Here is a 10,044-nt window from a genome sequence, read left to right as displayed (position 1 = left end):
ATACCGCATCGCTGGGGACAGTCGAACTTGCCTATTTTCGCGACCCAGACGGCAACAAACTATGCGGAATACATTTCCCTGCCTGATCTGTCCGGCACGGGTCCGCTTTTGACCCTAGCGGACCCGGATTTTGCGACCGCGCGAATGTCCGCTTTCCACCAATCCCGGCCATTCCGCTTCCAGCCAGTTCGGGCTTCTACGGCGTTCCGGATATGGTCGCCGCCTTCGCATTTGACAGGCTGCCGGCATATTTGAAATGACCGCTAGTGCAGGTTGCGGCCACCTTCACACGCGCAACCGGCGCGAACTTTGCGGTGAACATCATGGTGCCGACAGTGACCGTGACGTCGCCTAGCTTCGAAACGGACAGAGTAAAGGGGATTGCTCCAGCGGAGGGTACGCGACCTTGAGGTGTCTCCTTAAGAATGCCGCGTTGCGTCTCGATATAATCGACATCCAATTCCGGCGCATCGTCTGCCGGAGCACTTACCTGAAATCCAACACCGTTCTTATCATCCTCGCTGACGATCGCTACACTGGCGGATGGAACATAATCTTTCGATACCATCGCGAGTGGGGAGATCGTGCCGACAACCGTGATAGGCAGCGCCACCATCTGTGCTTCCGTCCTAAATTGATCGACCGGTGCGTCACAATCGAATTGCAGCGAAGTTTGGGCATTCGCGGTCAACGGTGAACCCAGCGTCCTCGTCAAGATCCCAATGACGATCAGCAAACGGACATGTTTCGCCATTTCATCGTCTCCACGTAAATATGCCGTTCTCCGCGTGCGCAGCCCTAAACATCGCTATGCGGAGATTCAACGCGCGCGATCTTCGAGGCTATCGCCACTGGCTACCTCGCGCGGCGCGGAACGGCGACGACGCGGATCAACAGATCGCCCATTTCGAAGTCCGACTTCCGTAAGGCGTTGCCTAAGATGTAGGTCTGGACCGACCTTACAGGCTGTATGATAAGGTAGCAGTCGGCCAGTTGCAGACATTCGACAGCGCCTGCATGAAGGTCAGATGCTTTTTGGCCTACTTTTCCTCTTTGGCATTTTCTTGGGTGTTTCCCTGATCGCGGGCACGATAGCAGCCGTTAGCCGCGCTGCTACGAAGAGTAACTCCCTGTCGATGGCGATAGGAACGCTGACCATACCGGCTCTGCTCTGCGTATCGTTTGGACATTGGGTGCTTGCAATGGAGGCGGACGACGCTCCGCCGGGTGCCGTGTTGATGGGTAGTCTGACGGCGCTTGCGGTGGTCACACCAATCGCGCTGCTAGCTAGTCGTTTTACCATTAAGTTCCTGTCCCGGCGGGCTTTGCGGAACGTCCGCTAATCCTCTCCATTCGAGCAGTTCCGCTTACGCCCACATGTCGCCATTCTTGTCGCGGAGCGCTTGCTCGATAGCCGTCGTTCGTTCAGCTTACTTACTATGTGGTTCACGCGTCTTGCGATGACCCCAAGCGAGTAAGGCACATGCAAAGTGGAGTTTGGGTCTTGCTAATCTGGCTTGCGCCATGCTTGCCGGTAGCCTTGTTCGGCTGGAGGCGAGCTAGCTTAATGCGAACTCTTGCCGCAGAAGCGTGGACCGTCATTGCCTCGGCCATCACGCTAGTGCTTGTGGGCTTCAGCGCCTTGGGCGACTGTGCCGAAGACCTAATCGGTCCTGTGCCGGGCAACTCGTGTCACGCGGCTAAAAGTCAGGCGATGCTGGTTAGCCTGGCGTTCGGATTTGCCAACTTAGTTGCTGGAAATTGGCTGATATTCCGTGGCTCCCGCAAGTAGGTGTCGGCTTTCTATCGCAAGCAGACCGTCCGCTTACTAGGCATTACCGCTCAAAGCAGTCGGTCCGCACACCACCAGAAGAAGACGACTTTCGTCAGGGTGCAATCGTCGCCCTAGAAGCAATCGCTCGATTGCGTATGCTGAGGGCTTCCTCGTCGCTATCAACAATTTGGCACCCTGCCTTCCGTGCACGAGCGATCCACGCATCATAATCGCGATAATCGTCAGGGGGAGATTCTCGGCATATCGCTGGTGACGACGGCCCCGGCTCGCTGCGGCTACACGAGGATAGAAGAAGCAACGTTACAGGACCAAAAAATGAGACGCCTTTCATTGATTGAAACTGCCCACCTTTGAGCACTCTGGCAACGGTGTCCGTTTCCCACGTCGACCACTGCATAGCGGCCATTCCGCTTGCGCCCAAACCCGGACGTTCAGGCTGGCGATCCGGGCGCCCAGATTCGGTCGTTCCGGACCGACCTTGGATCCCGGAACGCACCATTCGCGATGCACAAATCATCACGGCTTAGGGCAGAGCAGTTGGTTGATGTTCAATTGCGGGGAACGCCGATGCGTGTCATTCTTTTCAAAAGCTAGATTGGACCTTGATGCTTTTGATAATCGCCCTTCTTCAAACTGCGGTCCCATTGCCGCCACATCCACGGCGCTGGGCTCAATTTAGCCGCGCGGGCGCACTAAACCACATCACTGAAACAGTTGAAATTGCGACGGGTGATCGAGATGCAAGCAATGATTTCCCTTATAGATTGCGATTAATAAAACAATCAACTGAGGGCAACGAAGTATGGATGGCTGACAGTGAAAACTGTCCTGTCATACTGGATGTTGTTAAAAGCATGAAAGGCATAAAAATGCCTACATTCGCCCCATACGGTATACCAGGCCAATCAACCAAATCAATGTTTGATGGGACAGGTTATTCTTTATCCGCGCCCACGTCCGACATTGCAGGTGAAGTTACCGTAAGTTCTAACAATAGATCATCAATTGCAATATGGATTGATGCGTCCTTCATCCAGCTCACCCCCTGTTGGAGAAAAGCATCTTTTTAATTCGCTGAGGCTTTCGCCAAAACCCTTCATCGCGGGCCAAGAGGTGGGTCTTATTTAAAATCTGAGCTTACCGTGTATCTATGTCTGGATAATGCACAGGGCCTTATAAGGAGAAAAACATGCGAATCGCTTTGGCTATGGTTCTGGCAACATCGACCGCAGCCTATGCTCAAATCAGTAGTAACCCGATAAGCGTTCCAGAGGTTGTGCCAATTCCAGATGGGTTATCGCAGGTAACAGCAATCAAAGTGACGGATGTGGCCAAAGAATACAAGATCGCCAAAAAGATGAAACTTCGGCCAATGAGTCAATCGCTCGTTACCACGGGTGGCTACTACGATGTCCTGAACTGCGTCGACGCGGCGGGAAAGCCTCGTGAGTTATGGTTCGACATCGGTAGTTTCTTTCCGGGTTCCTACCAAACAAAGTGAGGCTCTATATGCAGGGGTAGAGAGGGTAACAACGCCATTCTTGGGCAGCTATCGAACTCTCCTCCCCAATTCCGGCCATTCCGCTTCCGCCCACACCCGGACGTTCCGGTAGGTAACTCGCAGTCTCGAAAGCGGACATCCGTTCATCTCGATGATGCCAACCCGCCTCCGCGTTGCTGCAAAATCAAAAGTTTTGCATCAACGGCCGCGGATCATAACGGCTGATTTGCTTCAGAGCGATTGCATGCAAAACCCGAACCAAGGAGAATTCGAGCGTGGGCATCTTACAAATTGCCTTTATCGTCGGCCTAGCAGGCCAATCCGTTAGCGGCGGGGCACAAACGACGCCAAGCGTGCCGGTTCCTATCGAACGGCAATTGAGCGGAGTCACCCCCCGAGAAGCAACTGACCTCATCGCCAAGCTGGAGGACGCTCAACGTCTTTTGAGAGCTGGAAAATTTCAGTCGTTCGAGCTCCTTGCGGGATCGATCGCCTCATATGACAAGACGAAGGTTTCGCCTCGCGAGGCCTTCTTACAGGTGCCGTTTAAGAGCGTGTGGAATGTCGAACGGGTCCGCAGCGACAATAAGCTAGCGCAGCCATACAGACTTGCTTACGCTCCTGATGGCCTTGGAAAACTCTATTGGGACATTGAGGTGGTGCTAGACATCAATAACAACATTGATCGTGTATCAATGACTTATAGACCTCCTGCCCCATTTTGAGTTTTTGCGACTATCGGTCATTCGCTCCGTGACCATTATGCAAAACTCGCAAGTTTTGCATAAAACGAAAAATAGCGGAGTTACAGCCGCTTATATGATGCATAAATCGGATGCATAAGCAGTGCATGATTTATGGCTACGCACGCGTCTCATCTAACGGGCAGGATCTAGCCCAGCAGCTCGCCCAGCTCGATGCGGCCGGCTGCACGAAGGTCTATCGCGAGAAGGTCAGCGGCGCGACCGCCGAGCGGCCCAAGCTCAAGCGGGTGATCGGCGCGCTCGATGCTGGCGACGTTCTTATGGTGACGTCGACCAATCGCCTCGCTCGTAATACCCGCGACCTGTTGAACATCCTCCATGTGGTCAAGGAAGCCGGTGCGGGCTTCCGGTCGATCGCGGAGCCGATGGTCGATACCACTTCGCAGTTCGCCGATGTCATCATTGCCGTGCTGGGGGTCGCAGCCAGCTATGAGCGCCATCGTATTACCGAGCGTACCGCTGCTGGCAGGGTCCAGGCCAAGGCCCGCGGCGTCAAGTTCGGCCGACGTACTGCCCGTTCCCCTCACCAACAGACAGAGGCGCTACAGCGGCTCGCTACTGGCGACACGCAACGCACTGTCGCGGCGCTGTTTGGCGTTGATCAGGCAACAATATCGCGGCTGTATCGAAATCAGGGACGCTAACAGTGGGATGGCCTGTTGCTCCCGCGATACATGACGGTAGCGGTGGTCGGCTTTGATCGAGCATTCACGGCTACGCTCAACGCAAAACCGTTAGCGTCCTGGTAGTTAGAGAATCGAAAACCAGGGCGGTGCTGAACGGTAGAACGCTTAAAGCCAGACTTTTGAGCTTGCCTGTCATAATAACTGGCGACGTCAGTTAGGGTCGACGACGTTGAGAAGCCGTACGCCCGATAACAGCCAATGGCTTGATCACGGAGCAGGAAGTTAGCCCCCGACGGTGCCTTATAACTGAATGTTTCGGCCGATGCGGGCGATGCAATAACGGCAGCGACGAGCAACGCCGCCAGTGGATTTGATAGGTCCATAATTTACTGCCCACTGTTCCCTATCGATCCGAGCGGCAGATTTGATCGCCACAATGCATCCGAGATATGCATCAAAAATCAGACGATAGTTCTGCCCTTTATTGCCTGATGCAAAATTGGTGATTTTCGCATCAAGACGTGACAGCTCACGGTGCCGACAACCCAGCTTCGGCCATAGACCTCACAGTTTTGCGTCAACCGGAGCAATAGTTGGCGCTACTGGTGGGCGCTTTGCAGGCAACAAGATACCTAACGAGGTAGCACACCACTGAATTGCCTTCTGATAAATATTGGAAAATCCACCTCGTTCGCGACTGATTTTGCACACAGTCTGAGTGTCGGGGGAAAAGTAGACGACGACTTCATGGCCATTAGCCGCGTGTCGAGCCTTGAAGGGCAATATCGCACCGGGCCGTGAACCGGCTCGATCTTGTGGGTTCCACGATGTTAAACCTTCTGCTTCAACCAACTGAGCTGCAAAAGTCTCTGATGAAATATCAGCTGGTTTTTCGATCTGCTCGGCTACCATTTTATCGGGATTAGGCAGGGCCGTATCAAAGGTGGCTATAACGTGCAGCTTCTCGGCAGCGAGGGTCAGCATCAGAAAAGCTATTAGCATTTTGCATCTCCCGAACTAGGCGCGCGGAATCTGTCGTAATTGGGTGTTCGCGGCAATCGCGTGTTTGCCAGACTTGCATAGGAAGTGCCGAATTGCGCGACTACGCACTTATGCGGGAGAGGCGTCCGTATGCGAAGTTGATCCGGATGCGCTTTCGACCTCCCGACAGCCTCGTGTAGGCTTCTTGAAAAATCACGTCGGCGCCGAACGGGTTGCACCACGTCATTATGACGGCTGGGCTGCGTAACTCGCGCAACCAAGTGTTCAAGCGCGCGAGTTCCTCCGCCGAGAGCGACTTACGCCAGAAGCTAAACGACACCACCTCGTTACTGCGATCCCGCCAACGATATAGCACCTCGAGGTTCTCAACCCCACACCTGACAACGAGGTGCTGCTCTCCCACAGTCGGTTCGAGCGCCTCGAAAGAGCTGGGAGGCGGCGGGGGGGGGGGAACGCAGTAGCTTGAGCGACAAATGCCGCAGAAACTCCTACGATTAGCTCTTGGAGAAACATCATCGGCACATTCTACTCTCCCGCTGGGCGACTGTGATGACAGAGGACCAGTATGTCAGCAAATGCGCGGCTTCCGATCAATCGATAGCCCCACCGGATTGATGCAAAACTTTTGATTTTTGCATCAGGAACGACCGGGTCTGGTGTAGAGCGGACGTTTCGGGGCCAATCGCGTCGAATGACCGTTTACGCCCAGTATCGGACGGTCAGGTCACAAATCAGCCCCCCCCCCGAAAGCGGTCATTCATCCACGGCGGTTTCCCCTGCCGGTCAACATTGATGCAAAATACCCACGTTGCTCATCAATGTAGGGAAACCGTGCGATTGCCTTCGCGTCCACTTCCGGCCATCCTTCTGCGATGAGGATCCGTCATCTGTGCTGCCTAGCAGCAATTGCGGTCAGTGGTTCCGGAGCGGGATTACTTACTATGTCTTACGCATCCGTTGGCGACCAAGCCGACAGGCTGGCGGCAGTCCGAGCAAAGGCCAATTGTCTGATGCCTGATGGATGGGAACAAGTTGCGGAACGAAAACCGCGCTTTGTGATTTTCGGTGAAAACCATGGCACTAAAGAGGCTCCAAAGTTTGTAGGAGATGTAGCCTGCGCACTTGCCGCTAAGGGTGAGCATGTGCTCGTCGCAGTTGAGCACGACGCCATCCACAACCCGGCGTTTCAGGCGGCATGGTCGCTTCAACCATCCCAGTTCGAAGCCGCGTTAAGACTCGCGGGTTGGAAAGGGCGAGAAGATGGGGTCACCAGTGAAGCGATGTTCCAGTTGCTAGTAAGGCTCCATTCCTTAAAGGAAGCAGGCGGCTTAATCAGCATTGTGGCGTTTAATGGTGCACGCGACGAAGCTCAGCGCGAGCGATTTAAAGCCCTGTCTGGACAAGGCCCGCACGAAGCAGCCCAGGCCGAAAACATCCGTGTAGCATCTCGGCAGCGCCGTTATGATCATGTTCTAGTATTGGTCGGCAATCTTCACGCTCGAAAGCGCGAAATTGGCCGGGAAGGATCCACCTTTAAACCAATGGCGATGTCTTTAGCCCCGCCCGATGAGATCGTGACTCTAAACATGGCAGCAGCAAAAGGCACGTCGTGGGATTGTGTTTTAAAGCCGGGGTACAAACGCACAGCAGGGAAGAAAATCATGGCTGGTGATATTGAGTGTGGCGTGCACTCTTACAGTGGTGATGGCGACTTGCGGCATCTACCATTCATATCATTACGGCCCTTAGCGGGAATTTCATCGGACGAAAATTACGATGGATTTTACTGGCTTGGAAATGTTAACGGATCAAAGCCGGCTGTTCCAAAGTCTTAGATGTTCGATACCGGTGCGAGCCTCACCGGTTTTGCTTTCGCCAAAACGCACGAGAAGTTTAAATTCCTGCGGAGCCACAAGACAGATACATAGGAGCCGCCACCCATTTATATTTTCTCGGTTTGTAGACCCGAAAGCAAACCGTCCGCTTTCCAACAATTCCGGCCGTTCCGTTCACGCCCAATTGCAGACGCTCAGAAGCGACTAGCAATTTCCCGATTGCTGCCTTTAGACCACGCAGGTGTGCGGCGATACGAAAACGGTACGCAGCCGAGTTAAGCGTGAATCATGGCCACTGTACCAGGCACTCATGTTGGCGGAGCACTCGGTCAGCTACCGCTTATTGCACGAAATTTCGGCACGCATTCCACTCTGGGACTATCGGCAGCCCTATCGATATTCGGTGTCGTTTTTTGGGACGCGAGATGGGCAGGGCTCACAAAGCGCCATGCGTTATGGAACTGTAGAGGTGCCACGTTCGCTCTTGATCTATCGTTAGTATTTAGCGACTGAGAGACCGAGTGCTCCCGTTTCAGTTTGGGAGACTCTTATGTCAGTTTACTATTTCGAGATAGCTGATACCGAACCAGCCATTCCTTGTGTCGGCGAAGAACTGCCTTCAATCGCTTCCGCTCGCTGCTTTGCGTTAAAATACGCGGGTCGGCTTATATGTGAGCAAGGACCGGCAATTTGGAATGGCGAAGATTGGGTCATGACTATTACTGACGCTAATCGCCTTACGTTGTTTACAATTCTCGTTTGCGTGACGGCTGCACCGTCCACCATGAAATTCGGTTTCGGAGATTCCGAACAGCGCCAAGCGGGGCCGCCGGGCCGGACACCCGCTAGATAAAGTGAACTGTTTGGAAGAAAGCGGTTTTGCATATCTGCGGCAGCTTGAGTGTCGTACCAACACACGGCGAACGTCCTAAATCGCCCAGTTGCGGACATAGGCCGTCTCGCGGAAACTACCTATATGAGAACATATTTCCTTTTCGGACTGGCGATCCTGATGCCATCAAACGAAGCCATAGCTCAAGGTCAGACCCCTTCGCCGTTGGCTTCGTCTACTCAGGTTGAGAATCCGGCCAGTCTGGCAAAGCTGGCGCTGATCCGGCGCTTTATGAAGGCCATAGGACTGCAAGATAAGCTAGACACTGGCAGCTTTCTTGAGCGCTACGCCGTGCCCGGTGGTCCCATGTGGACCATCTCATCGGGCCAGACGCTTAGCGAGACGCTGATCGGTGGCTTTGAAAAGAGGATGACCGCTTTACGAGACGCTTACGCCCAGCACCGGGCTGAGTATCAGGAGGCCTATGAGAATCACCTAGACTGGGAGTTCACCGAAGCCGAACTTGCAGAGATCGTCGGTTTTCTGGAGCGACCCGTAGGACAGCACTATTTGGATGGGCGGTGGCGTATGGCAGCATACGTCGGAACGAATACCGAAGATCTTGAGGCGCGGATCGTCGCGGAGGCGCAGGCGACTTTTCGGAAGTAGAACGAACGGCAGCTTACCACTAAACTCTGGCCGTTCCGCGGACGCCAACTAACGGACATCCCCGGATTTCATTGCGTTAGCCGGAACTATAACCATTATGGCTCCCACGAGTGCTACGACATAAAGGAGCTTTGGCAGCACGTTTGGGTATAAAAAGTTCGGATTGATCTGTTTCATGAGGGACCATGCCAGCAGCGCCATTGCAGGCCATCTACTGCCTGCGATCCAGATTTTACGTCCCAGCCAAGTGGCGGCTGCTACTGTGAACACTGTGGTGAGCGCTAGGATCACTATGGAGGTTATTGGTAATTCCGGGAGCCCTTGCGCATAGACAAGCAGACTCACGAACGACACGACAGCAGATGACGCAAGGATTATAGCGGATGCGACGCCAACTTTGCGCCGATCTCTCGGGACCGAACCGCTCATCGTATTATATCCCCCCTTTATCAGCAATCAATCACCTAGAGAGGTGTTGCTACCAGAGGGTTAATCAGTGTTACGGAATCACTAGAACGAAACGTCCGCTTTCTGCCAATCCTGGTCATTCCGCTTCCGCCCACACCCGTTCGCATCCGTCTTCATGACGGTCACGATTGCCGACACTCATTCATTAGCTACAATGAGATAAGACTAGGGGCGGAGACTGTCGCAATGATTGGCATGTTAGCACTTGCGGCGGCTGCGGTAGCTACCTGTCCCGTTGAGCAGGCACACTATGTTTTGCGCCACAATCCAAGCGTAACTGCCTACTTTCGCTTAGTCGACAGCGGTCCTGATTGGCCAAGCCATGTTGCGATAGCAATCCAGCATAAGGAATTAAGGAAGACCTTTTGGTGGCTGCCGTGGAACGGTGGCTCGAACGGGCTCCAAAACGTTGCGTCTACGGAAGACGTTACCGCCAAAGGCTGGCAGCCGCCAAGTCCGGATGGGGGGCCTCGTCCATACGGAAACAGGCAATATATCGGAACCGATATCATGTATAATCTGATCAATCACGTTCCGAAGCGGGGAGAACCT

Annotated in this window: 10 protein-coding genes and 1 pseudogene; 9 read left to right on the top strand and 2 right to left on the bottom strand. The window is 53.9% G+C overall.

The window, feature by feature from the left end:
* Positions 1-86, top strand: a pseudogene (locus tag IFT71_RS21950) (VOC family protein); the annotation flags it as partial.
* Positions 87-196: 110 nt separating this feature from the next.
* On the opposite strand, the gene IFT71_RS20920 reads toward IFT71_RS21950, so the two are convergent.
* Positions 197-754, bottom strand: coding sequence for a hypothetical protein (locus IFT71_RS20920; RefSeq protein ID WP_192143409.1), 558 nt, complete (start codon positions 752-754; stop codon positions 197-199).
* A gap of 1,646 nt (positions 755-2,400) precedes the next feature.
* On the opposite strand from IFT71_RS20920, the gene IFT71_RS20915 reads away from it, so the two are divergent.
* From IFT71_RS20915 to IFT71_RS20900, 4 genes are all read left to right on the top strand, one after another.
* Positions 2,401-2,865, top strand: a complete 465-nt coding sequence (locus IFT71_RS20915) for a hypothetical protein (RefSeq protein WP_192143407.1) — start codon at positions 2,401-2,403, stop codon at positions 2,863-2,865.
* 119 nt (positions 2,866-2,984) lie between these two features.
* Positions 2,985-3,296 carry a hypothetical protein gene (locus IFT71_RS20910; protein WP_192143405.1) on the top strand — a complete coding sequence of 104 codons (312 nt, stop codon included), beginning with the start codon at positions 2,985-2,987 and terminating at the stop codon, positions 3,294-3,296.
* A gap of 275 nt (positions 3,297-3,571) precedes the next feature.
* On the top strand, positions 3,572-4,021 hold the full coding sequence (locus IFT71_RS20905; RefSeq protein WP_192143403.1) for a hypothetical protein: 450 nt from the start codon (positions 3,572-3,574) through the stop codon (positions 4,019-4,021).
* Between the two features lie 125 nt (positions 4,022-4,146).
* Complete coding sequence (locus IFT71_RS20900; RefSeq protein ID WP_192143401.1) at positions 4,147-4,704, top strand: recombinase family protein; 558 nt, start codon at positions 4,147-4,149, stop codon at positions 4,702-4,704.
* Positions 4,705-5,250: 546 nt separating this feature from the next.
* Here IFT71_RS20900 and IFT71_RS20895 read toward each other — a convergent pair.
* Complete coding sequence (locus tag IFT71_RS20895; protein ID WP_192143399.1) at positions 5,251-5,688, bottom strand: hypothetical protein; 438 nt, start codon at positions 5,686-5,688, stop codon at positions 5,251-5,253.
* 1,010 nt (positions 5,689-6,698) lie between these two features.
* Here IFT71_RS20895 and IFT71_RS20890 point away from each other — a divergent pair.
* The 4 genes from IFT71_RS20890 to IFT71_RS21280 all read left to right on the top strand — a co-directional run.
* A complete protein-coding gene (locus IFT71_RS20890; RefSeq protein WP_192143397.1) occupies positions 6,699-7,523 on the top strand; it encodes a hypothetical protein in 825 nt (274 codons plus the stop codon).
* A 550-nt stretch (positions 7,524-8,073) separates the two neighbouring features.
* A complete protein-coding gene (locus IFT71_RS22070; protein WP_416365454.1) occupies positions 8,074-8,376 on the top strand; it encodes a DUF6894 family protein in 303 nt (100 codons plus the stop codon).
* Positions 8,377-8,499: 123 nt separating this feature from the next.
* Positions 8,500-9,024 carry a hypothetical protein gene (locus tag IFT71_RS20885; RefSeq protein WP_192143395.1) on the top strand — a complete coding sequence of 175 codons (525 nt, stop codon included), beginning with the start codon at positions 8,500-8,502 and terminating at the stop codon, positions 9,022-9,024.
* Between the two features lie 654 nt (positions 9,025-9,678).
* The coding region (locus tag IFT71_RS21280) for a hypothetical protein (RefSeq protein WP_206757481.1) at positions 9,679-10,044 on the top strand (366 nt) is incomplete at its 3' end.

Source organism: Sphingomonas sp. CFBP 13733 (assembly GCF_014841795.1).
Lineage (GTDB): Bacteria > Pseudomonadota > Alphaproteobacteria > Sphingomonadales > Sphingomonadaceae > Sphingomonas > Sphingomonas aerolata.
Note: the sequence above shows the minus strand (reverse complement) of the source record. Positions and strands in the feature narration are given on the sequence as shown.

Coding starts and splice junctions, on each gene's coding strand:
- IFT71_RS20900 (WP_192143401.1), top strand. CDS start 4,147: ATGATTTATGGCTACGCACGCGTCTCATCTAACGGGCAGGATCTAGCC.
- IFT71_RS20895 (WP_192143399.1), bottom strand. CDS start 5,688: ATGCTAATAGCTTTTCTGATGCTGACCCTCGCTGCCGAGAAGCTGCAC.
- IFT71_RS20920 (WP_192143409.1), bottom strand. CDS start 754: ATGGCGAAACATGTCCGTTTGCTGATCGTCATTGGGATCTTGACGAGG.
- IFT71_RS22070 (WP_416365454.1), top strand. CDS start 8,074: ATGTCAGTTTACTATTTCGAGATAGCTGATACCGAACCAGCCATTCCT.
- IFT71_RS20915 (WP_192143407.1), top strand. CDS start 2,401: ATGCTTTTGATAATCGCCCTTCTTCAAACTGCGGTCCCATTGCCGCCA.
- IFT71_RS20885 (WP_192143395.1), top strand. CDS start 8,500: ATGAGAACATATTTCCTTTTCGGACTGGCGATCCTGATGCCATCAAAC.
- IFT71_RS20910 (WP_192143405.1), top strand. CDS start 2,985: ATGCGAATCGCTTTGGCTATGGTTCTGGCAACATCGACCGCAGCCTAT.
- IFT71_RS20890 (WP_192143397.1), top strand. CDS start 6,699: ATGCCTGATGGATGGGAACAAGTTGCGGAACGAAAACCGCGCTTTGTG.